26 protein-coding genes are annotated in these 19,446 nt (G+C 64.5%); 18 read left to right on the forward strand and 8 right to left on the reverse strand.

Annotated elements, in window-relative coordinates; all coding sequences use genetic code 11:
• Positions 1–45 precede the first annotated feature (45 nt).
• Positions 46–873 (forward strand): serine O-acetyltransferase, encoded by an 828-nt coding sequence (gene cysE, locus CHB77_RS13535; RefSeq protein ID WP_089388750.1) that lies wholly within the window; start codon positions 46–48, stop codon positions 871–873.
• On the opposite strand, the gene CHB77_RS13540 is transcribed toward cysE, so the two are convergent.
• Positions 864–1,928 carry a quinone-dependent dihydroorotate dehydrogenase gene (locus CHB77_RS13540; protein WP_089388751.1) on the reverse strand — a complete coding sequence of 355 codons (1,065 nt, stop codon included), beginning with the start codon at positions 1,926–1,928 and terminating at the stop codon, positions 864–866. The genes cysE and CHB77_RS13540 overlap by 10 nt on opposite strands.
• Positions 1,925–2,260, reverse strand: a complete 336-nt coding sequence (locus tag CHB77_RS13545) for a DUF952 domain-containing protein (protein ID WP_089388752.1) — start codon at positions 2,258–2,260, stop codon at positions 1,925–1,927. The genes CHB77_RS13540 and CHB77_RS13545 overlap by 4 nt, the downstream gene beginning before the upstream one ends.
• 129 nt (positions 2,261–2,389) lie before the next feature.
• Here CHB77_RS13545 and CHB77_RS13550 point away from each other — a divergent pair, with 129 nt between their 5' ends.
• Complete coding sequence (locus CHB77_RS13550) at positions 2,390–3,991, forward strand: bifunctional metallophosphatase/5'-nucleotidase (protein WP_089388753.1); 1,602 nt, start codon at positions 2,390–2,392, stop codon at positions 3,989–3,991.
• Positions 3,992–4,028: 37 nt separating this feature from the next.
• Here CHB77_RS13550 and CHB77_RS13555 read toward each other — a convergent pair whose 3' ends face one another.
• The 3 genes from CHB77_RS13555 to hisB form a co-directional block, all read right to left on the reverse strand.
• Positions 4,029–5,177, reverse strand: a complete 1,149-nt coding sequence (locus CHB77_RS13555; protein WP_242626656.1) for a Hint domain-containing protein — start codon at positions 5,175–5,177, stop codon at positions 4,029–4,031.
• A 141-nt stretch (positions 5,178–5,318) separates the two neighbouring features.
• Positions 5,319–5,948, reverse strand: coding sequence for an imidazole glycerol phosphate synthase subunit HisH (gene hisH, locus CHB77_RS13560; RefSeq protein ID WP_089388754.1), 630 nt, complete (start codon positions 5,946–5,948; stop codon positions 5,319–5,321).
• The gene (gene hisB / locus CHB77_RS13565) at positions 5,948–6,535 is read right to left on the reverse strand and encodes an imidazoleglycerol-phosphate dehydratase HisB (RefSeq protein WP_089388755.1); all 588 of its coding nucleotides are present in this window, start codon (positions 6,533–6,535) and stop codon (positions 5,948–5,950) included. The genes hisH and hisB overlap by 1 nt, the downstream gene beginning before the upstream one ends.
• A 118-nt stretch (positions 6,536–6,653) precedes the next feature.
• Here hisB and CHB77_RS13570 point away from each other — a divergent pair, with 118 nt between their 5' ends.
• The 3 genes from CHB77_RS13570 to CHB77_RS13580 are packed head-to-tail and all read left to right on the forward strand — an operon-like array spanning position 6,654 to position 7,876.
• Positions 6,654–7,151 carry a hypothetical protein gene (locus CHB77_RS13570; protein WP_176430345.1) on the forward strand — a complete coding sequence of 166 codons (498 nt, stop codon included), beginning with the start codon at positions 6,654–6,656 and terminating at the stop codon, positions 7,149–7,151.
• Positions 7,152–7,514, forward strand: a complete 363-nt coding sequence (zapA, locus tag CHB77_RS13575; protein WP_089388756.1) for a cell division protein ZapA — start codon at positions 7,152–7,154, stop codon at positions 7,512–7,514.
• Between the two features lie 35 nt (positions 7,515–7,549).
• Positions 7,550–7,876: a hypothetical protein gene (locus CHB77_RS13580; protein WP_089388757.1), complete on the forward strand. Its 327-nt coding sequence runs from the start codon at positions 7,550–7,552 to the stop codon at positions 7,874–7,876.
• Here the strand turns inward: CHB77_RS13580 and CHB77_RS13585 are convergent.
• Positions 7,854–8,627, reverse strand: a complete 774-nt coding sequence (locus tag CHB77_RS13585) for an alpha/beta fold hydrolase (RefSeq protein ID WP_089388758.1) — start codon at positions 8,625–8,627, stop codon at positions 7,854–7,856. The two genes, CHB77_RS13580 and CHB77_RS13585, sit on opposite strands and share 23 nt — an antisense overlap.
• 55 nt (positions 8,628–8,682) lie before the next feature.
• Between CHB77_RS13585 and CHB77_RS13590 the strand changes: the two genes are divergently transcribed.
• The gene (locus CHB77_RS13590) at positions 8,683–9,081 is read left to right on the forward strand and encodes a hypothetical protein (RefSeq protein ID WP_089388759.1); all 399 of its coding nucleotides are present in this window, start codon (positions 8,683–8,685) and stop codon (positions 9,079–9,081) included.
• Positions 9,082–9,123: 42 nt separating this feature from the next.
• On the opposite strand, the gene CHB77_RS13595 is transcribed toward CHB77_RS13590, so the two are convergent.
• Positions 9,124–9,468: a hypothetical protein gene (locus CHB77_RS13595; protein WP_131023367.1), complete on the reverse strand. Its 345-nt coding sequence runs from the start codon at positions 9,466–9,468 to the stop codon at positions 9,124–9,126.
• 202 nt (positions 9,469–9,670) lie between these two features.
• On the opposite strand from CHB77_RS13595, the gene CHB77_RS13600 reads away from it, so the two are divergent.
• Positions 9,671–10,855: an MFS transporter gene (locus CHB77_RS13600; protein ID WP_089388761.1), complete on the forward strand. Its 1,185-nt coding sequence runs from the start codon at positions 9,671–9,673 to the stop codon at positions 10,853–10,855.
• Here CHB77_RS13600 and CHB77_RS13605 read toward each other — a convergent pair.
• A complete protein-coding gene (locus tag CHB77_RS13605) occupies positions 10,776–11,537 on the reverse strand; it encodes a DUF599 domain-containing protein (RefSeq protein WP_089388762.1) in 762 nt (253 codons plus the stop codon). The two genes, CHB77_RS13600 and CHB77_RS13605, sit on opposite strands and share 80 nt — an antisense overlap.
• Before the next feature lie 169 nt (positions 11,538–11,706).
• Between CHB77_RS13605 and CHB77_RS13610 the strand changes: the two genes are divergently transcribed.
• The 11 genes from CHB77_RS13610 to CHB77_RS13655 all read left to right on the forward strand — a co-directional run bounded on the left by CHB77_RS13610 (position 11,707) and on the right by CHB77_RS13655 (position 19,408).
• A complete protein-coding gene (locus CHB77_RS13610) occupies positions 11,707–12,159 on the forward strand; it encodes an Hsp20 family protein (RefSeq protein ID WP_089388778.1) in 453 nt (150 codons plus the stop codon).
• A 119-nt stretch (positions 12,160–12,278) separates the two neighbouring features.
• A complete protein-coding gene (locus CHB77_RS18110; RefSeq protein ID WP_131023368.1) occupies positions 12,279–12,704 on the forward strand; it encodes a hypothetical protein in 426 nt (141 codons plus the stop codon).
• Positions 12,701–12,940 (forward strand): mycothiol transferase, encoded by a 240-nt coding sequence (locus tag CHB77_RS13620; RefSeq protein ID WP_089388764.1) that lies wholly within the window; start codon positions 12,701–12,703, stop codon positions 12,938–12,940. Before CHB77_RS18110 ends, CHB77_RS13620 begins: the two co-directional genes overlap by 4 nt.
• 526 nt (positions 12,941–13,466) lie before the next feature.
• Complete coding sequence (locus CHB77_RS13625) at positions 13,467–13,814, forward strand: hypothetical protein (RefSeq protein ID WP_131023369.1); 348 nt, start codon at positions 13,467–13,469, stop codon at positions 13,812–13,814.
• A gap of 103 nt (positions 13,815–13,917) precedes the next feature.
• Positions 13,918–14,307: a hypothetical protein gene (locus tag CHB77_RS18115; RefSeq protein WP_131023370.1), complete on the forward strand. Its 390-nt coding sequence runs from the start codon at positions 13,918–13,920 to the stop codon at positions 14,305–14,307.
• Positions 14,304–15,818: a terminase large subunit domain-containing protein gene (locus CHB77_RS13630; protein WP_242626657.1), complete on the forward strand. Its 1,515-nt coding sequence runs from the start codon at positions 14,304–14,306 to the stop codon at positions 15,816–15,818. The genes CHB77_RS18115 and CHB77_RS13630 overlap by 4 nt, the downstream gene beginning before the upstream one ends.
• Positions 15,809–16,123, forward strand: a complete 315-nt coding sequence (locus tag CHB77_RS13635; protein ID WP_089388766.1) for an HNH endonuclease — start codon at positions 15,809–15,811, stop codon at positions 16,121–16,123. The genes CHB77_RS13630 and CHB77_RS13635 overlap by 10 nt, the downstream gene beginning before the upstream one ends.
• A gap of 9 nt (positions 16,124–16,132) precedes the next feature.
• Entirely contained in the window at positions 16,133–17,368 is a 1,236-nt protein-coding gene (locus tag CHB77_RS13640; protein WP_089388767.1) for a phage major capsid protein, read from the forward strand.
• 60 nt (positions 17,369–17,428) lie between these two features.
• Positions 17,429–17,989, forward strand: a complete 561-nt coding sequence (locus tag CHB77_RS13645; protein ID WP_242626658.1) for an HK97 family phage prohead protease — start codon at positions 17,429–17,431, stop codon at positions 17,987–17,989.
• On the forward strand, positions 17,989–18,510 hold the full coding sequence (locus CHB77_RS13650; protein WP_089388768.1) for a hypothetical protein: 522 nt from the start codon (positions 17,989–17,991) through the stop codon (positions 18,508–18,510). Before CHB77_RS13645 ends, CHB77_RS13650 begins: the two co-directional genes overlap by 1 nt.
• A 10-nt stretch (positions 18,511–18,520) precedes the next feature.
• Positions 18,521–19,408 carry a hypothetical protein gene (locus CHB77_RS13655; RefSeq protein WP_165456281.1) on the forward strand — a complete coding sequence of 296 codons (888 nt, stop codon included), beginning with the start codon at positions 18,521–18,523 and terminating at the stop codon, positions 19,406–19,408.
• Positions 19,409–19,446: the final 38 nt, after the last annotated feature.

Genomic DNA, 19,446 nt, shown 5'->3' on the forward strand with positions numbered 1-19,446 from the left:
GCGCTTCACTGTATGAAGAAGCGGACACGGGCGTGGATCGAAGACATGAACATGCATGGCACCAAGAAAATCCTGGACCTTGATCGCGATGCGATCTGGTCACAACTGCGGGACGAGGCTTGGGCAGCCGTTCGGGACGAGCCTTTGCTGGGCGCGCTGATCCATGCCGGGCTGCTTCATCATTCCAGCCTGGAAGCGGCCTTGGCCTACCGCTTCTCTCTCAAGCTGGCCAGTGGCGAGATGAGCGAGCAGATCCTTCGCGAGATCGCGGATCAGGCTTATCGCACTTCTCCGACCTTGGGCGACGGTGCGCGTGCCGATCTGATGGCGGTCTATGACCGCGATCCGGCCACGCATCGTCTTTTGCAGCCGGTTTTGTTCTTCAAGGGTTTCCAAGCGTTGCAGGCGTATCGCATGGCGCATTGGCTATGGCAGCAGGAACGGCGCGACATGGCCTATTTCGTGCAGATGCGCTGTTCGGAATGCTTTGGCGTGGACATTCATCCCGCAGCGGTGATCGGGACCGGCGTGATGATCGACCATGCGCATTCCATCGTCATCGGTGAAACGGCAAAAGTCGGCAACGACGTCTCAATGCTGCATTCCGTGACGCTTGGCGGGACCGGAAAGGAAGATGGTGACCGCCATCCCAAGATCGGCGATGGCGTCATGATCGGGGCGGGGGCCAAGGTTCTGGGCAACATCCTTGTAGGCCACCATTCGCGGATTGCAGCAGGGTCGGTGGTTCTGCACGACGTGCCGTCCTGCAAGACGGTTGCGGGTGTGCCTGCCCGCGTCATCGGCGATGCAGGATGTTCCGAGCCGTCGCACAGCATGAACCAGCTTCTGGGCTTGGGCGAAGATTACCTGTGAAGCCAGTCCGATACGCCGCTGCCACGCAGGTCGGTCAGTGTCATTCCCCGTCCAGAAAGTCGCTGGTCGATTTCTTCGACAATTTGGCTAACCAACGGAAAACCTTTATAAATTAAAGCTGAATAGATCTGGACCGCACTGGCGCCTGCCCGAATTTTCTGCCAGGCATCTTCGGCTGACGATATGCCGCCGACGCCGATCAGCGGCACCGTCCCCCCCGTTGCCTGATATAGTGCCGCCAGAACGACCGTTGCGCGGTCAAACAGCGGCCTTCCCGACATTCCCCCTGCCTCGGAACCCTGATGGCTGGACAGGCCATCGCGCGACAGGGTGGTGTTGGTCGCGATGATGCCGTCAACGCCACCTTCCAAGGCCACGGCCGCGATGTCGGCAATTTCCCCGTCAGTCAAATCCGGCGCGATCTTCAGAAAGACCGGACGCCGGATCGATAGTGTGTCGCGCGCCTTGATGACATCGCGCAAAAGGGCCGCCAGGGCTTGGGGTCCTTGCAGGTCGCGCAGACGTTCGGTGTTCGGTGACGACACGTTCACGGTCAGGAAATCGGCGGATCCCCCTGCGATTCTGACGACTTCGGCGAAATCGGCCGCGCGGTCGCTGCTGTCCTTGTTGGCGCCGATGTTCAATCCTACGGGGATCCCGGCTGGCCGTGTCGCCATCCGCGAGGCGATGATCTGCGCGCCGTCGTTGTTGAAACCGAACCGGTTGATGATCGCGGCGTCATCCTCCAGCCGGAACAGGCGCGGTTTGGGATTGCCCGGCTGGGGGCGGGGCGTCGCCGCGCCCAGTTCAAGGAATCCGAATCCCGCCCGCATCAATGGCGCCACAGCCTTGCCGTTCTTGTCGTATCCTGCGGCCAGCCCCACCGGGTTTGGAAGATCCAGACCCGCAAGGCGGGTGCGCAACCTGTCGGACGTGATTGGCGACCCTGGCAGAGGCACCAAGCCCAACCTCAGGGCCTGGATCGACAGGTTGTGCGCGCGTTCCGGATCCAGCTTGTGCAGGGCTGTCAGTCCCAGTTTCTCGATCAGGTTCATTCCAGTGGCCCCGTATTGTGCCTTTGGGGACCGAACCCGATGTCGCGGGTCCATGCAACGTCGTCCAGCGTCAGCGCGCGATACAGGTGGGGAAACAGATCCCCGCCGCGCGAAGGCTCCCACCGAAGATCATCGCCGAAGCGCGCGGCATCGCACGCCAGCAGCACCAGAGCGTCGTCATTCACGAAATGTCTGGTCAAGGTTTCCGGCACCTGCGCAGCGGTCGAGAAATGCACGAAACCATCGTGCAGATCAACCGGCGCCCCCCCTGTCCAGCCTTTGGTCAGCAATTCGGCCCATTCGCCGGGGCGAAACATCTTGAAGATCATCATAAGCCGCATTTGCCCCCTGGCATCGTGGCAGGTCAAGCGATCCCAAGCCGAGATTCCGTCATTTGACCCTTGGGGCAGGGTGCGCCAATCTTTCGGCGATCCGCTCCAACGGGAAAAAGGGAATCACCGATGGCACTCCGACTCTTGACGGCCGTTTCCGCAACGGCGCTTTTCGCAGGCCCGGTCCAGGCCGAAATGGTGCTGAATATCCTGCACACCAACGATCTGCACAACCGGATCGAATCGATCAACGAATACGACAGCACCTGCGACCAAGAGGCAAAGGACGCTGGCGAATGCTTTGGCGGCGTGGCGCGGGTGGTGTCCAAGGTCAACGAGCTGCGAGACCGTATCCGGTCCGAGGGCGGCAATGTCATCGTGCTGGATGCGGGCGATCAGTACCAGGGATCGCTGTTCTACACGACCTACAAGGGCAAGGACGTGGCCGAGTTCATGTCCGCCATCGGGTATGACGCGATGGCGGTCGGCAACCACGAATTCGACGATGGCCCCGAAGGACTGGCGATACTGGCGGACGGCGTCGAATTTCCGATCGTGTCCGGCAATCTGGATCTGTCGCAGTCGAACGTGCTGAACGGCAAGATCGAGGATGTTATCATTCTGGATGTCGGCGGCGAAAAAATCGGCATCGTGTCGGCCTTGGCGATGGATACGCCGGAAACCGCATCGCCCGGTTCGTCGGTGATCTTTCAGGACGACATCGAAAGCCTTAGGGCCGACGTGCAGGAACTGACCGACCAGGGCGTGAACAAGATCATCGCGCTGACCCATGCCGGCTACCTGCGCGATCAGGAATATGCCAGGCAGGTGCCGGGCCTGGACGCGATCATCGGCGGCCATTCCCATACCTTGCTGGGCGACATGGACGGTGCGCAGGGACCGTATCCGACCATGGTCGCAGCCGCGGACGGCACCGAGGTTCCGATTGCATCCGCCTATTCCTATTCGAAATATCTGGGCCATCTGACCCTGACCTTTGATGACAGCGGTGTGCTGACCATGGTCAATGGCCAGCCGATCCTTCTGGACGATTCCGTTCCCGAGGACGAGGCTGTCGTCGCGCGCGTCACGGAAATGGCCGCCCCCATCGACGAGCTTCGCCAGAAGATCGTGGCCGAAACCGCCGCCCCCATCGACGGCGACCGCAACAACTGCCGCGTCAAGGAATGCGAGATGGGCAATCTGGTGGCCGATGCGATGCTGGACCGGGTCAGGGATCAGGGCATGACCATCGCCATTGCCAACAGCGGCGGGCTGCGCGCGTCCATCGACCAGGGTCCGGTATCCATGGGCGAGGTTTACTCCGTCCTGCCGTTCCAGAACACGCTTGCCACCTTTCAGTTGTCAGGCGCCGATGTCATCGCCGCCCTGGAAAACGGCGCCAGTCAGTACGAGGAAGTGGCTGGCCGTTTCGCCCAGGTCGCGGGGCTGAAATATACCGTCGATCCGGCGGCCCCGGTGGACAGCCGGATCAGCGACGTGATGGTCATGACGAACGGCGAATGGACGCCGCTGGACACCGGGGCGACCTATGGCGTGGTATCCAACAACTATATGCGGACCGGTGGCGACGGCTACGACGTGTTTGAAACCAAGGCGCAGAACGCCTATGATTTCGGACCGGATCTGGCCGATGTCGTTGCCACCTATCTGGGGGCGCAGGACGAACCGTACCAGCCCTTCCTGGACGGCCGCATCACCGTGAAATGATCGATGTCCGCCCCCGGTCCTGTTGGGGGCGTGCGCCCTAAATCCGTTCGAACAGGCAACGCCTGCCCTGGTTGCGCAACTGGCGTTCTGCCAGTTGCCGCGCCTCGCGTCCGGTCAGCAGGCGGCGGCGCGGCTCGGTCAGGGCGCCGCAGTCCAGTTCCGGGAACAGCGCCAGGATTTCGCGTCGGGCGGCGTCGCCGACCGACGCCAGGGCCTGGGGGCCGGTGTACAGGCTTTCCGACCAGGCGCCGTTTGACAGAACGATTTCATGCCGGTCGAACAGCAGGTGCACATAGGCCACCCCATCGTCGGGAACCGTGATCTCGATCCCCGGAAGCCCGACCAGATGCTTGGCCGCGACCAGGATCTCTGCGTTCTGGAACAGCCGGTGCGCGATGCGGGACCGGACCAGAACCCGGTGCTGGGGCGACACCACCAGATCGCTGACCGGTCGGCCAGAGCCAAGCGCCCCCGCGCGGATCAGGATTGGCCGCAGGTTCGGCCGCATGTCCAGCCCGTCCCGTGTCACATGCGTGCGGCCCTGCCAGCGCAGCGTCTGCGGGCCGTTGTCGCGCGTCACGATCAGGTCGCCAGGGCTGAGGGATTCGACCGGGCGCGGTCCCGCCGCCGTGACGATCGTCGTTCCGGCGGCAAAGCAGGGCACGGCGGGCGGCGGGGGATAGGCGGTCGAATCGTTGATGCGCTGAAGGTTCTGGATCTGCTTGTAGGAATAGGTGCGTGCCGGATCGAAGACCGGATAGCTGCCGTCGGCCTTGGGCTGGGGGATCAGGATGACCGAAAAGCGCCCGCCCAATTCCAGACCGATCGCGTTCGGAACCTGCTGTCTGGGAAACAGCGCCAGAAAGGTATCGCGACTGCCGTCGGGATTGGGAACCGCGCTGTGGATGACCGATGCGATGTGGAACGACATCTGCGTTCCCGCCGGGGTAGGGGTGGCACTGTTGCCGAACGTGGCGGGGGCGGTCAGGGTCTGGCCCGTCAGATCCGGGGCATAGCGTCCGCTTTGGAACCGGTCGTCGTCGTCGCTGATCGTCAGGGTCGAAACGCGGGCCTGCGGCATCGCGATGATGCCCGAGACATTCGACCACGGGGCATCCGCCTCGGCGCCAGTGGTTTTCGTGGTGATCTTCTGACCCAAGGTCAGCACCGTGAATTGATAGTCCATGCTACCTGTCGTCCCGTCCAGAGGCGGGCCAGCATCGCCTCGATTCCGACAGCCGAAATGCAGCCGTTGACGGAACGGATAACCGGCAAATGGTTAACAAGGCGTTAACGGCCTTCACGCCATGCAAGCCGGGCTGGCTGCCTAGGGGTTCCACCGCAGGAAATTCGCGATCAGGCGCAGCCCGATCCCCTGGGATTTTTCGGGATGGAACTGCGTGCCGACCATATTGTCCCGGCCCACGACCGCGGTCACGGGTCCGCCGTAATCGACATGGGCCAGACGGTGCGCCGGATCGGCGACACGGAACTGCCAGCTGTGGACAAAATAGGCATGATCGCTGGTTTCGATCCCCTCCAGCACCGGATGCGGCCGGTCGATCACCAGATCGTTCCAGCCCATGTGCGGCACCTTCAGGCCCGGCGCGGCGATCGCCTCGATCTCTCCGCCGATCCAGCCCAGGCCCGGCGTCTCGCGGTATTCGTGCCCGGTGGTGGCCAGCATCTGCATGCCGACGCAGATGCCCATGAAGGGCACGCTGCGGCCCAGCACCGCCTCGCGCAGCGCGTCGGCCATGCCGTCAACCTCGCCCAGGGCGGCGCGGCAGGCCGGAAAGGCGCCGTCGCCCGGCAGAACGATACGGTCGGCCTTTGCCGCGACCTGCGGATCCGATGTCACGACGACCGTCGCCCCTGCGTCCCGGCCCATCAGCTGGAACGCCTTTTCCGCCGAATGCAGGTTGCCGCTGTCGTAATCGATCAGCGCGACCCGCATCACAGCGCGCCCTTGGTCGATGGCAACACGCCCGCCATGCGCGGATCGGGTTCGATGGCTTCGCGCAAGGCGCGGGCCACGGCCTTGAAGGCGGCCTCGGCGATGTGGTGGCTGTTGATGCCGTGCATGCGGTCCACATGCAGCGTGATGCCGCCATGGGTGGACAGGGCCTGGAAGAATTCGCGGACCAGCTGGGTGTCGAAGGCGCCGATCGTCTCGGTCGGGAAATCGACGTTCCACACCAGGAACGGCCGCGCCGACAGATCCAGGGCCGCGCGCACCAGCGAATCGTCCATCGCCAGCAGAAAGCTGCCATACCGGCGGATCCCCTTCTTGTCGCCAAGCGCGCGGGTCAGGGCCTGGCCGATGGCGATTCCCGTGTCCTCGACGGTGTGGTGGTCGTCCACATGCCGGTCGCCCTTGGCGCGGATGGTCAGGTCGATCAGCGAATGGCGCGACAGTTGGTCCAGCATGTGATCGAAAAAGCCGACCCCCGTCTGGTTGTCGTAAACGCCGGTGCCGTCCAGGTTCAGCGCGACCTCGATCTGGGTTTCGGCGGTGGTGCGGGTGATGGTGGCTTCGCGCATGAAGGTTCCTTTCGTCGCCCGCCTTATAGGCCCCGCGAAAGCGCGCGCCAAGACCGCCGGACTTGTCACGGGCCGGACGCAATGCCAAAACCATGGGAACGCCACGAAAGGACCGCCGATGAGCGATATTTCTGTCAGCGAACGCCGTCTCAGCGCGGCCCTGGACCGGATCGATCAGTATCTGGATCGCGGGGGCGTCGTTCACGCATCGGCATCCCCGGATCTGCGGGACGAACTGGATGCGGCCCATGCGCGGATCGCCGCGTTGACGGAACAGATGTCGCAGGGCCAAGGCGCAGGTCAGGACGGTCAGGATCTTGCGGATCATGCCGCGCGACTGGCCGCCGCCAACGACGAACTGGCCGCCGCGAACCGGACCCTGATCCAGGCCGCCGCCGGCGACGGCGACCGGGTCGAAGCCGTCAGCGTCGCGCTCGAGGCCGAGATCGAGGCGTTGCGCGCGGCCCGCGCCGCCGAATCCGCCCAGCTTGGCGCGCTTCTGGCCGAGGTCGAACGCCTGCTGGCCGAAAACGAGACAAGCGCCGCCACGCCGGAAATCGCGGGCGATGCCGGGGGCGTTCCCGAAGACAGCGATGCGCAAGGGGGGAACCGCTGAATGGCCGAGGTCGATTTCATCATCGGGCACAAGGAATACCGCGTCGCGGCCCAGGACGGCGAGGAAAAGCTGCTGCAACGCGCCGCCAACCTGCTGGACGCCGAGGCGCAGCAAATCCTGGCCCAGGCGGGCCGCACGCCCGAACCGCGCCTGCTGCTGCTGGCGGGATTGATGCTGGCCGACCGCGTGGCCACGCTCGAGGAACGGGCCGAAAAGGCCGAACGCCATCTGAACCGCTTGCAGGCCAATCCCACGCGCATCGAAGTTCCGGTGATCCCGTCGGACCTCAAGGAGGCGATGGCCGAACTGGCCGCGCGCGCGGAATCGCTGGCTGACCGGCTGGAGGAGCAGGGCGTCCGTTAACCGCGTCTTAACCAGGCCTGTGGCAGACAGGCATCATGCGATGCCTTGTCCTTTTGTTCCTGCTGTGCGCCTGCGCCAGTCCGTCGCCCCGGATGTCCGGCGCGATCCGCCACGAGGTTCGGCTGGACGGCATCGACTTCGTGGTGTTCCAAAAGGACGACCGGGCCGAGGTCGTGCGGATGACCTTTCTTGCGCGTCCGTCGCGGTCCGGCGTTCCCCGCCTGATGGCCGAGGCCGCGGCCCAGGCCACGGGATGCGAAATCATCGCCTTCAGTCGAAAGACCTTGGTACCCGGCGACACCGGCGTCGCCGAGTTCGATCTGGATTGCTGGGGCGCCCTTACCCCTCGCCCAGAAAGCTGACCAGGATCTGTGCCACCGCCTGGGGTGCGTCGGCGTGCAGCCAATGCCCCGCGCCCTTCACCCGAACCGCGCGCGCCTGCGGAAAATGCGCCCGCAGCGCCGCCAGGCCGGCCTGGGACACATAATCCGACCGTTCGCCCGCGATCTCCAGCACCGGACCGTCAAAGGTCGCCCGCGGCAGGCCCTCGGGCCAACCGACCAGGCGGTCCATCTGGTCACGCAGGGCGGCCAGGTTCAGACGCCAGACCTTGGGATCGGCCTTCAGATCCAGCGATTGCAGCAGAAAGGCGCGGATGCCCGGATCATCCACACGCCGTGCCAGGGCCGCGTCGGCGGCGCTGCGGCGGTCGATGGCCGTCAGGTCCAGCGATTCCATCGCATCGATCAGCGCGGTCTGCGAATGGGCGTACGCGATTGGCGCGATGTCCAGCACCGCCAGCTTGCGCACCATGGCGGGCCGGGTCAGCGCCAGCGTCATCGCGGCCTTGCCGCCCATCGAATGCCCGGCCAGATCGACCTTGCCGCCCAAGTCGGCAACCGCATCGGCCAGATCGTCGGCAAGCGCCGGATAGCAATGGTCGGGATCGTGAAAGCTGTCGCCGTGGTTGCGCATGTCCACGGTGACGACGCGCCGCCGTTCCGCCAGCCGCCGTGCCAGCGCGCCCAGATTGCGGCCTTGGCCGAACAGCCCGTGGACCAGCAGGATCGGCAGGCCGCCGCCGGTGCCGACCGATGTGTGATTCAGTTTCATGCCCACGATCCTACGGTGTCTTCCGGCCCCCGGCCAGACCGGCTAGACTGTGCCCATGACGCGCAGCGCAAACAGCCCGGACGACATCCGCGACATGGCCGACGAGGTGGCGCGCCTGATCGCCGCCCGGTTCGGCGGCGCCCGGCGCGGCGAACGCCCGCCGCTGTCGGTGATGCTGCGCCGTCGTGGCGGCGCCTTGCCCCGCCGATTGCGCAAGGAAGCCGCCGCTTTGGCCTTGGCCGACCAGAGGTCCGCGCAACCCAAGATTGCCCGGCAACTGGACCTGACCGGCCTGTCGCGCAGCCATCAGGCTTTGGCCGCACATCTTCAGCCTTTGGGCGAACTGTCGCGATGGCAGGGCCGGGTGGTCGGGTTTGCGGCGTCGGTGGCCCTGGGTCTGATGGTTCTTGCGGCAGCCGTGGTGTGGATCCTGATGATGCGCGGGTATCTGTGAATCTTGCCGCCATCATGAACTTCGTTCAGGGCGCACTGCGGATTATTGAATGGTCCACTCTGTTCGTCCAAAGCGAACCGTGTTTCCATTTATGACCACATTCTGACATTCCGATGGGAAGTCGTTATTTGCCGTTTGGAAAGCCCGGCAAAACTTGGACTGATCCCAAATCCATTTGGACGCCGTGATCGGTTCACCTCTGATGACACCCGTTATCTGACCAGACGCGTTGATGACGACCTGCCCACCCTCGGCATGGACAAGGGACTTCCCGACAACCTGACTGTTGAATTCCTCGGCCGTCGTGACATTCATCGGCTGCGTCATTCCAACAGATGCAATCATGGGCAAAAAACAGATTGCCGGCATTAGAGACTTCCAAAACATGCTGACCTCCTATGCAAAAATAGTAATAAATAATTAACATTATTGTTTGGCACGGTAAATTATAAAAGCCACCGCGCCGGCCGATCAACAGGAATCATGATGGTTGCATCCTTTGCAAAGCCGGTTTGACGCGCTCTCGACTTGCAATTGCTGCGCCGCAGCATGATGCTTGGCCCAAATCCTCCCACGGAAAGCGCGCACCATGACGGAACAGGCCCACCTTCGCCATGCCATTCTGGCCTTGGCCCTTGGCGCCTTTGCCATTGGCACGTCCGAATTCGCGGCCATGGGCCTGCTGCCCTATTTCGCGGGCGATCTGGGCATCACGGAACCGCAGGCGGGCCATGTCATCAGCGCCTATGCCCTGGGGGTGGTGATCGGCGCGCCGCTGACCTCGATGCTGGGCGCGCGGTTGCCGCGGCGGCGTTATCTGGCCGCGCTGATGGCCTTTTACGGCGTGATGAACCTGGCGGCGGCGGTTCTGCCGGGTCTGGCCGCGCTGACCGGAATGCGGTTCCTAGCCGGTCTGCCCCATGGCGGGTTTCTGGGGGTGGCGATGCTGTACGCGGCCGACGCCCTGCCGCGCGAGCATCGGGCGCGGGGCGCGGCACAAGTCATCATCGGCCTGACCGTCGCCAACATTGTCGGCGTCCCGCTGGCGGGTTGGCTGGGCCAGAGCATCGGCTGGCGCTGGGGCTTTGCGCTGCCGGGGTTCATCGCGCTGCTGTCGGCCTGGCTGATCCTGAAACTTGCCCCGCGCGTCGGCGGCAATCCGAACGCCCGGCCCTGGGACGAATTGCAGGCCCTGCGCAATCCGCGCGTGCTGTGGCTGCTGGCCGTGGGCGCCATCGGCTTTGGCGGGTTCTTCGCGGTCTATGCCTTTCTGACCGCCGCGATGATCGCCACCACCGACGCGCCGCCCTATGCGATCCCGCTGGCCCTTGCGGTGTTCGGCGTGGGCGGCACGCTGGGCACGCTGGTCGCGGGGCGGCTGACCGAACGCCTGGGCCAGATCCGCGCGGCCTATGTCAGTCTGGCTGCGATGGCCGCGACGCAGGGCTTTGCGTCCCTGGCGGTGGGCAACTGGCCGATGATGGTGCTGTCGTCATTCCTGCTGGCGGCGGGGGCGGGGCTTGTTATTCCGCTGCAAACGCGGCTGATGGATGTCGCCGGCCCTGCGCAGAACATGGCCGCCGCGATGAATCACGCCGCCTTCAACGCGGCCAACGCGCTGGGGCCGTTCCTGGCCGGAATGGCGCTGACGGCGGGCTGGGGCTGGGCCTCCAGCGGCTATGTGGGCATCGCGCTTACGGCTGCGGGGGCGTTTGTCCTGACGCTGGCAGTCTGGCATGATCGGGCAACCGAGGCGGTGGCAGACTGCGCATGATGACCTGGCGGGACGTTGACGCGAATTCCCGCCGCCACGTCACGAACAGCACGACCGCCGTGCCCAGCATCAGCGCCCAAGGCCCCGCCAGCCAGCCCAGCGATCCAAGCGCGAAATAGACGCTGCGCAGCCCCGCGTTGAAGCTGCGCGCGGCGGTGATGTTCAGATCGGCCGCCTGCATCGCCCGGTCGCGCGCCATGGGATCGTCGGGATCGTTCGGAACGGCCGCCATCATGATTGCGCAATAGCCGAACAGCCGGTGCGCCCAGACGAATTTCAGGAACGCGTTGACGACGAAAAACATCGTCACCAGCAGCTTCAGTTCCCACAGGATGTCTCCGGGACGTTCCAGGGCCAGTTCGGACGCCAGCCCGCGCAACTGATCCGTATTGCCGATCAGCGCCAGGATCCCGCCGGTGGCGATCATGCAGGCGGATGCGAAAAAGGCCGTCCCCTCGCGCAGGCTGGTCAGAATGTTGCCGTCGAAGATCCGTGGATCGCGGGTGAGGAAATGCACCATCCATTCGCGGCGGAATCGTTTCATCAGCACGGATACCGACGGCTTGCCCGCAGGCGGCCGTTCGGTCAGCCAGCCGATTGCGAACCAGGTGACAAACAGCAGCGCGATGGCCGACAGATCGGGGATCGACCACGCCACAGACAAGGGAAGAAACACATCCATGCCTTGTTCTAGCCGTGTTCACAGGTCGTTGAAAAGGGCGGCGCGGGGGTCTTGAACCGTCCTTTCACGATCCTAAATCATCGCTACCGGCGGCCGCAACGGCGCCGGGATGACCGCCCGCCCGGATGCCGGGGGGCCGACCCTGCATCGCTTCCAAAGGATGTTGACCATGCGTAATTTCGACCTCACCCCGCTCTATCGTGCCTCGGTCGGTTTCGACCGGCTGGCAGATGTGATGGACCGTACCCTGTCGGCCGACGTGGCCGCCCCGACCTATCCCCCCTACAACATCGAGAAGACGGGCGAGAACGCCTATCGCATCTCGATCGCCGTGGCCGGGTTCGCCGCCGATGATCTGAACGTCGAGGTTCGGGACGGCGCCGTGATCGTGTCCGCCCGCAAGGCCGAGGAAGACGACACCCGCACCTATCTGCATCGCGGCATCGCGACGCGCGCGTTCGAACGTAAGTTCACGCTGGCCGATCATGTGCGTGTGGATGGGGCCAGCAACGTCGATGGCATGTTGCACATCGACCTGGTCCGCGAAATCCCCGAGGCCCTGAAGCCCCGCCGGATCGAGATCGCGAAGGCTGCGCCCAAGGTGGAAAAGCTGGACGCCTGATCGTCCGGCGGGCTTCCGCTCCGTGAGGCCCTTGATGCCCGTCGGTTCACCCCGGCGGGCATTTTGCTGCTGGTAGGCCCGGAGGGCAGGGCGCAATCCTGCTTTTTCAGGGCGCTACGTTGGCGAACCCCGAAAATCCCGCCTTTGAAAACTTTGCCGGAAATCGGGCTTTGGCGAACCTGCCAGAGGATCCCGAAAATGAAAACCCCGGCGCGCTGAGGGGCGCAACCGGGGCTGATCTGCATTCCTGGCTGGAATGGGTTGATCTTAACATTGAGCGTGAGTCAGCGGCAAGAGCATTGATGCAAGCCGTCCTGGCTTGTGATCCGCGCGACCGCATTCCGCTGATGGAAAGGTTCATCGACGCGCTGCGGCCCGGCGATCCGCTGCCCCCGTTCTTGGGCATCATGGCATCGGCGCACGATTGGGCCGCATGGGCGTGCCGGGCTGAACTGAAAGCCTATACCTTGGCCTGCTACGAGGCAATGAACCCGCGCGATCAGGCGGCTTTCCTCGGCCATCTGGACCGGAGGGCAGCGGCATGAACATGCAGCCCCTGCCCACGGTTGAGGAACTGCTGTGGTCCTGGCCGGCCGTCTGCAAGGCGGCAAAAGACGAATGGGCCAAGGACTTTGCCCTGTCCATCGCCAAGCAGTCCAGACACAAGAACTGGACGCCGAGCACCAAACAACACGCGCTGATGATGCGCATGGTCAACGAGGTCTATCGCCACCGTGGCGACTTCGATGGCCGGGACGACTTCCCGCTGATCGAGGACTGACAGAACCCCTGCCCCCGCGTCATGGGCGCGGTGCGGGGGCTTCAATGCATCGAAGCAGACCGGACCATGAGCCGGGCATATTCCACCATCCGCCCTAGCTTCTGACCGCCGAGCGAAATCAGCGGGGATAGGACGATCTGGGGACTTCTAACCCACCCCGCGCTGAACCGGCTCCTGCTAGGCCAGCGCAGAAACGCGACAACTAAACCCACCGGCTGGTGAACCTGATGCTGCGGCGCAGGGTGACAGACCGGGGACCGCACCGGCGCATGGCTGCAAAGGGCGGGTCTGGTGGAAAGCCAGAGGGAAGGCGGCTGGCCCCCGTTACCGGGCATCGCGTGGATACGGATCGAGGAAGCGCAGGGCCTTTCCCGGACGCAGGCCGCACAGGCTTGTTCGCTTAGGCGGGGGGAAGGAGCGGGTGGCCGGACTATACGCAGGCAATATGCGGCAGTATTATTGACCTATTTATGTGATGTGATACTGTAACGTAAAGGAGGCTGACATGGGCGTGTTGGCGGATCGAATGAGACGACATGCAGACAGGCTGATCGCCACGCACGGCGGGCCTGCTGCGATCATCCGCATGGAGGGCAGCGAACCGCAGTATCCCTGGGATCCTCCGGGCGAACCTGCCGAGGTGGCCTATCCGGTGCGCTACATCGAAACAGGCTACGACGCGGGCTATCATGGCGACACCCTGATCCAAGCAGGCGACGTGCTGGGCATCATGACCGCGCCTGCCGCCATCACGCCTGCGCCACTGGACGTGCTGCGCATCGGGGCTGTCGAGTATCGGATGCAGGACGTGAAGCCCATGCAGCCTGCCAGCGACGGCGCGGTCATCTGTTTCAGCTTTCAGGCGCGGCGATGACCGGCCCGGCCCCAATCCGGTGCCAATGCCCCCTTCGGCGGGGGTGGGGAGGTGTCGCGGAGCGGGGTCTTCCTGTCTCTCTCCCGAAAAATTGGAGGAAAAAATGAGCTTCGGACGTGATCTGAAACGCCTTGCACAAGAGGCGAAAGCCAACATGCTGACCATTGCGCGGGCATCGGTGGAAGACGTTTTCGAGCAAGTGCAGACGCCCCGTGACGAGGGCGGGCGGATGCCGGTCGAAAGCGGCGATCTGCGCAACAGCCTGACGATGAAAGGCGGCGGCAAGGGCGCGGAGTCCTACAAGGACGTGGTTCGCACCATGCAGCTTGGCGACGTGGTGGAAGGGCATTGGGACATTCCCTATGCGATGGTTGCCGAATTTGGCGGCAAGAACCCCGATGGCACCGAACGGCCCGGCAACTTCATGGTTACGGGCGCGGCATTCGACTGGGAACAGACTGTCGAACGCAATGGCGGGGCGTTGAAAAAGTGACCGCTGAAACCGTCATCAGCTTTCTGGAAACGCTGCGCATCCCGGAAGGGCCGAAGGCCGGTGAGCCTCTGGTCCTGGCCGGTTATCAGAAGCAGTTCGTGCGCGGTGCCACGGCTGATGGCGTGATGATCGGCGTTCTGTCGATCGGTCGCGGCAACGCCAAGACGGCGTTGTCGGCTGGCATCGGCCTGGGAAGTCTGATGGGCGTGTGGGACGATCAGCCCAAGCGCGAGATCATCCTTGCGGCCCGGAACCGCGATCAGGCTAAAACCGCCTTTCAATTCGTGGTCGGCTTCATCGAAGGCTTGAGCGAAGACGAACAGGAACTGTTCATCGTCCGGCGCGGGTCCAAGCTGGAGGTCGAGTATTCGGCCAACGGCGGCGGGTTGGTCCGATGTATCGCAGCCGATGGAAAGTCGATCCTGGGCGGCGCGCCGACGCTGGCGATCCTGGACGAACGGGCGGCGTGGGAACGCGAAAAGGGCGATGCCCTGGAAAACGCCATTCTGTCCGGCCTGGGCAAGCGCGATGGCCGGGCGCTGATCATCAGCACGTCCGCGCCCGACGATACCAACACGTTCAGCCGGTGGATGGATGAACCCCCGCCCGGAACCTATGTGCAAGAACATCGCCCGCCCTTCGGCCTGCCTGCGGACGATCTGGAAAGCCTGCTCATCGCCAACCCAGGCTCTGCCGAGGGCATCGGGGCGTCCCCCGAATGGCTGGTGGCGCAGGCGAGGCGGGCCATCGCGCGGGGCGGATCGGCTTTGTCCAGCTTTCGCAACCTGAACCGGAACGAACGTGTCTCGACCGAAGACCGCTCCGTTCTGGTGACGGTTGACGAATGGCTGTCGGCAGAGGTCGCCCCCGATGCCCTGCCCCCGCGCGATGGCCCGTGCATCCTTGGTGTTGACCTGGGCGGTTCCCGGTCCATGTCAGCCGCATCCTTCTACTGGCCCCAGACCGGACGGCTTGAGGCGGTCGGCACGTTCCCGGCAAAGCCCGGTCTTGCGGATCGAGGCGCGGCTGATGGTGTGTCGGGGCGCTATACCGAGATGCACGAACGCGGCGAACTGATCGTAATGGGCGACAACACCGTGCCGCCCGGTCCCTGGCTTGCGGAACTGGTCAAGCGGCTGGATGGCTTGACCCCGGCCTGCATCGTCGGTGACAGGTTCCGCCATGCCGAATTTTCCGAGGCCATGCTGGCGGCGGGGCTGCGTGTCCCGTTCATCTGGCGCGGCTTTGGCTGGAAGGATGGCAGCGAAGACATTGAACGGTTCCGGCGCGCATTGTTCGATGGCTGCGTTCAGGTGGCCCCGTCCCTGCTGCTGCGTTCGGCCTTTGCCGATGCGATCACCCTGATCGACCCGGCAGGCAATCACAAGTTGGCGAAAGGCCGGGCGCTTGGTCGCATCGACGCGGCGGCGGCAACCGTCCTGGCAGTCGCGGAAGGTGCGCGGCGTGTCGCGGCCCCCGTGCGCAAGACTAGGACGCCAGTATGGGCATGAGGTGGGACCGCAAGTCTGCGGCAGTCATCAAGACCCGGCGTTGGAAGGGCCTGCGCCTGGAAGCCCTGCGGCGTGACGGCTGGCGCTGCGTCCAGTGCGGCGCGGCAGGACGGCTTGAGGTCGATCACATCAAGGCAGTGCGCCATGCGCCGGAACGGGCCTTTGACCTGACCAATCTGCAATGCCTCTGCCCGGCCTGCCATTCCCGCAAAACCCGTATCGAGATCGGCTTGGGCCGACCCGACCCCAAGCGCGATGCTTGGAAATCCTTGCTGCAAGACATGCGGCGCAACCCGGCAATATGAGGAAATCACATGCTGAATAGTATCAAGATCGCACGGCGGCAAAGCGAAATCCGCCAACAGCTTTCGGGCCTTGTCGGCAAGGACAGCCCGAACGACGACGAAACCCGCTCCATGGAAACCCTGGATGCGGAATATCGGTCCAACGAAACCCGCTATCGCGCGGCGTTGATTGCCGAGGATACCGAACGGCGCGAAGCCGGGGCGGAACTGGAAACGCGCTCGGATCGTGAATGGGCCGATATGCTTGGCCGCTTCGAATTGCGGCAGGTTGCCCTATCGCTGGACGAGGGCAAGGCCCTGTCGGGTGCCACGGCAGAGATTGTCGAGGAACTGCGGTCGGCGGGCGGCTATCGGGGCATCCCGATCCCCTATGCGGCGCTGGAAACTCGTGCAGGCGAAACCATCGCGGCGGATCAGGTGAACCCCAAGACCATCCGCCCGGTCATCGACCGGATCTTCCCCAACAGCGTGGCCGAACGCCTGGGCATTCAGCGGATCAACATCGGCGCGGGCGAACTGGCCTTCCCGGTCGCAACGGCTGGCGCGATCTTCGGCTGGCAGACCAATGAACTGGCGAATGTCGGCGCAGCGCAGCCCTATGAGACTGCCGAACGCAGCCTGAACCCCGATCACACGGGCGGCGCTCAAATGGTCATCAGCCGCAAGGCGCTGAAACAGGCAGGCGAGGGCCTGGAAGCTGCGATCCGCCGCGACATGAACGCGGTGATCGGCACCGAACTGGATCGGGTTGTCATCAATGGCAGCGGCGCGAATGGTCAGCCTCTGGGCATCATCCCCGGCGCAGCAACCTATGGCATCCCGGTCACGCCTGTTGGGGCAACCGCGACCTGGGCAGCGTTCCAGGCGCAGATCGTGGCGTTCATGGAAGCCAATGCGATTACTTCGGCCAATCAGGTGAACCTGGGCTTTGACCCGGCGATCTGGGCCGAACTGGACGACGCGCTGATCACCGGCACGGCGGTTTCGGAATGGGACCGGCTGACCAAGCATGTCGGCACCCCGGCAATCTCGAATGTCATCCCCGACGAAACCGCGATCATGACCGCGAACGTGCAGGGCGTGGCGCCGGGCTATCTGGGCCTCTGGGGTGGGGTCGATCTGATCCGCGACCCCTACACCAAGGCGGCATCGGGCCATCTGGTGCTGACGGCGCTTGTCACGGCTGACTTTACCGTCCCGCGCGGCCTGCAAACCCGCATCCTGACCGGCATCGGTGAACCCTGATGCTTTGGGGCGGTCACAGCGGCGGGCTGGAAATCCGCCAGCGGCGTTCCGGCACCATCGTTGGGTGGCCGCTTTCCCTATGGCAAGGCCGCTGTTCTGACGGATGGCGGCCGCAAGGGCAGGCCCCGCAAGGAGGTCATCGCGCCAAAGGCTTTCGCCTATCGCGTGGACCGGCCCGAAGAAGACATTCACCGGCTTGTCGGTCACAGCTATGACCATCCCCTTGCATCACGCGGGGCGGGCAATCTCGAATTGCAGGACACGGATGATGCCCTGCTGTTCGAGGCCGAACTGACAACCGAGATGCTGGAAATCTCATGGGTGCGCGACCTGATGGCAGCCTATCGCGCGGGCCTGATCGTCGGCATCTCCCCCGGCTTTCGCATCCCGCCCGAACGTGTCGCACCGGACGCGGAAAAGGTGGTCGAGGAAGATCCGAAATTGGGCATGGCGCTGATCCGCTGGATCTATCAGGCGCTGCTCTACGAAATCAGCCTTGTGACTCGCCCGGCCTATCCTGACACGCAGGTAGAGGCGCGGAACTGGACCCCGACCGAGGGCGGCGTTCTGATGCCCCCCGCGTCCAACCTTGGCCGGTCCCTGAACAGGTGGAGGCTCTGATGGCGGTGACGATCAGGCAGACCGAGGCGATCCCGGCAGAATATCCGGCCATTCTGGGTCATCTGGAACTGCCGGCCGTCTGGCAGCGGATCGAGGCTTACACGGCCTGGCGCTGGACCCCCAGGCAGGTTGTCTGGCTGGTCGAGGGCGCAGGCGACTGGCAGGCCCCCCTGGCCCCGGCAGTGCTGCAATCGGTCGAGGCATGGGACGGCGGCTTGTGGAAGGCTTGCATCCCGGACGCATCGGCCTGGGGCGGCTATGATCTGCCCGGCTGCGGCCCTTACCGGATCACGGCAATCGTGGGGGATGGCGTTCCGATGCCCCCGGCTGCGGTCATCGAGGCCGCGCGGCGGCTCGCGGACTATCTGGACGGAATGCCCGACATTGCCCCCGGCGCCACGTCCTACTCGCTGAACATCGGGCAGGTTCAGGAAAGCATCGAGGTCAGCACGTCGCATATCGGGCGGGCCATGCAGAACAGCGGCGCGGCAGACCTGTTGCGCCCGTATCGGAGGGCCTGACATGGGGCTGATGGATCTATTCAGGCGGCTGAATGGCAACTTGCCAGTCAGTGAAACCCGTTCCAGCGGCACCGGCTATACCGCCGAAATCATGGCTGCGCGGGAAAGCTACATCGCAGGCCGCGCGGGCCTGGGCGATTTGACCGCGACCGTGCAAGCCTGTGTCAGCATGTGGGAAGGCTCTTTCGCCCTGGCCGATGTGCAGGGCACCGATTTGTTGGACCGGCGCAGCATGGCGATCATCGCCCGCTCTGCGGCCCTGCGTGGCGAGGCGGTGATGCTGGTCCGCGATGACCGGCTGGTGCCTTGTGCAGACTGGGAAGTATCGACCCGCGACGGCATCCCGCGCGCCTATCGCGTTGGCGTGTCAGAGGCGGGCGGCGGGCGACGTGAAACCGTCCTGTCTGCCGAGGTGCTGCATCTGCGGCTGGCGTCCGACCCTGTGGCCCCCTGGACCGGCACCCCGCCCTTGCACCGGGCGCGCATGACGGCGGGCCTACTTCACACGCTGGAAACGGCGCTGACAGAGATCTATGAGAATGCCCCGCTTGGCAGTCAGGTTCTGCCCTTCCCGGAAACGACCGAAACCGACCTGGAAGCCTTGGGCCGTGGCTTTCGGGGCAAGCGGGGGCGCGTCCTATTGCGAGAGTCGGTGAACGTGGCGGCGGCGGGCGGGCCTGCCCCGGCACAGGACTGGAAGGGCCACGACACGACCCCCGACATTGCCCGGTCGCAAGCCCTGCAATCGCTGAAATCAACGCGCGGGGCAATCCTGACTGCGTTCGGCGTCCTGCCCGGCCTGTTCGCGGCGCAGACCCAAGGCCCGATGGTCAGGGAAGCCGATAGTGCCCCGTGGCGTGGTGTAGGAGCGCCGACCCTCGGAAAGGTCAGGGCCTGATCAGGACGCCACGGCGGGCAGCCTGACATTGGGATTGT

This window comes from Paracoccus sediminis (genome assembly GCF_900188295.1).
Lineage (GTDB): Bacteria > Pseudomonadota > Alphaproteobacteria > Rhodobacterales > Rhodobacteraceae > Paracoccus > Paracoccus sediminis.

What these genes read in the sequence shown, in the direction of transcription:
- CHB77_RS13555 (WP_242626656.1), bottom strand. Translation starts at nt 5,177, where the DNA reads ATGGACTATCAATTCACGGTGCTGACCTTGGGTCAGAAGATCACCACG.
- zapA (WP_089388756.1), top strand. Translation starts at nt 7,152, where the DNA reads ATGGCCGAGGTCGATTTCATCATCGGGCACAAGGAATACCGCGTCGCG.
- CHB77_RS13655 (WP_165456281.1), top strand. Translation starts at nt 18,521, where the DNA reads ATGGATCTATTCAGGCGGCTGAATGGCAACTTGCCAGTCAGTGAAACC.
- CHB77_RS13595 (WP_131023367.1), bottom strand. Translation starts at nt 9,468, where the DNA reads ATGTTTTGGAAGTCTCTAATGCCGGCAATCTGTTTTTTGCCCATGATT.
- CHB77_RS13570 (WP_176430345.1), top strand. Translation starts at nt 6,654, where the DNA reads ATGAGCGATATTTCTGTCAGCGAACGCCGTCTCAGCGCGGCCCTGGAC.
- CHB77_RS13550 (WP_089388753.1), top strand. Translation starts at nt 2,390, where the DNA reads ATGGCACTCCGACTCTTGACGGCCGTTTCCGCAACGGCGCTTTTCGCA.
- CHB77_RS13650 (WP_089388768.1), top strand. Translation starts at nt 17,989, where the DNA reads ATGGCGGTGACGATCAGGCAGACCGAGGCGATCCCGGCAGAATATCCG.
- CHB77_RS13590 (WP_089388759.1), top strand. Translation starts at nt 8,683, where the DNA reads ATGACGCGCAGCGCAAACAGCCCGGACGACATCCGCGACATGGCCGAC.
- CHB77_RS18115 (WP_131023370.1), top strand. Translation starts at nt 13,918, where the DNA reads ATGAGCTTCGGACGTGATCTGAAACGCCTTGCACAAGAGGCGAAAGCC.
- hisH (WP_089388754.1), bottom strand. Translation starts at nt 5,948, where the DNA reads ATGCGGGTCGCGCTGATCGATTACGACAGCGGCAACCTGCATTCGGCG.
- CHB77_RS13545 (WP_089388752.1), bottom strand. Translation starts at nt 2,260, where the DNA reads ATGATGATCTTCAAGATGTTTCGCCCCGGCGAATGGGCCGAATTGCTG.
- CHB77_RS13585 (WP_089388758.1), bottom strand. Translation starts at nt 8,627, where the DNA reads ATGAAACTGAATCACACATCGGTCGGCACCGGCGGCGGCCTGCCGATC.
- CHB77_RS13625 (WP_131023369.1), top strand. Translation starts at nt 13,467, where the DNA reads ATGAGACGACATGCAGACAGGCTGATCGCCACGCACGGCGGGCCTGCT.
- CHB77_RS13640 (WP_089388767.1), top strand. Translation starts at nt 16,133, where the DNA reads ATGCTGAATAGTATCAAGATCGCACGGCGGCAAAGCGAAATCCGCCAA.
- CHB77_RS13605 (WP_089388762.1), bottom strand. Translation starts at nt 11,537, where the DNA reads ATGGATGTGTTTCTTCCCTTGTCTGTGGCGTGGTCGATCCCCGATCTG.
- CHB77_RS13610 (WP_089388778.1), top strand. Translation starts at nt 11,707, where the DNA reads ATGCGTAATTTCGACCTCACCCCGCTCTATCGTGCCTCGGTCGGTTTC.
- CHB77_RS13580 (WP_089388757.1), top strand. Translation starts at nt 7,550, where the DNA reads ATGCGATGCCTTGTCCTTTTGTTCCTGCTGTGCGCCTGCGCCAGTCCG.
- CHB77_RS13540 (WP_089388751.1), bottom strand. Translation starts at nt 1,928, where the DNA reads ATGAACCTGATCGAGAAACTGGGACTGACAGCCCTGCACAAGCTGGAT.
- hisB (WP_089388755.1), bottom strand. Translation starts at nt 6,535, where the DNA reads ATGCGCGAAGCCACCATCACCCGCACCACCGCCGAAACCCAGATCGAG.
- CHB77_RS13600 (WP_089388761.1), top strand. Translation starts at nt 9,671, where the DNA reads ATGACGGAACAGGCCCACCTTCGCCATGCCATTCTGGCCTTGGCCCTT.
- CHB77_RS13635 (WP_089388766.1), top strand. Translation starts at nt 15,809, where the DNA reads ATGGGCATGAGGTGGGACCGCAAGTCTGCGGCAGTCATCAAGACCCGG.
- cysE (WP_089388750.1), top strand. Translation starts at nt 46, where the DNA reads ATGAACATGCATGGCACCAAGAAAATCCTGGACCTTGATCGCGATGCG.
- CHB77_RS13620 (WP_089388764.1), top strand. Translation starts at nt 12,701, where the DNA reads ATGAACATGCAGCCCCTGCCCACGGTTGAGGAACTGCTGTGGTCCTGG.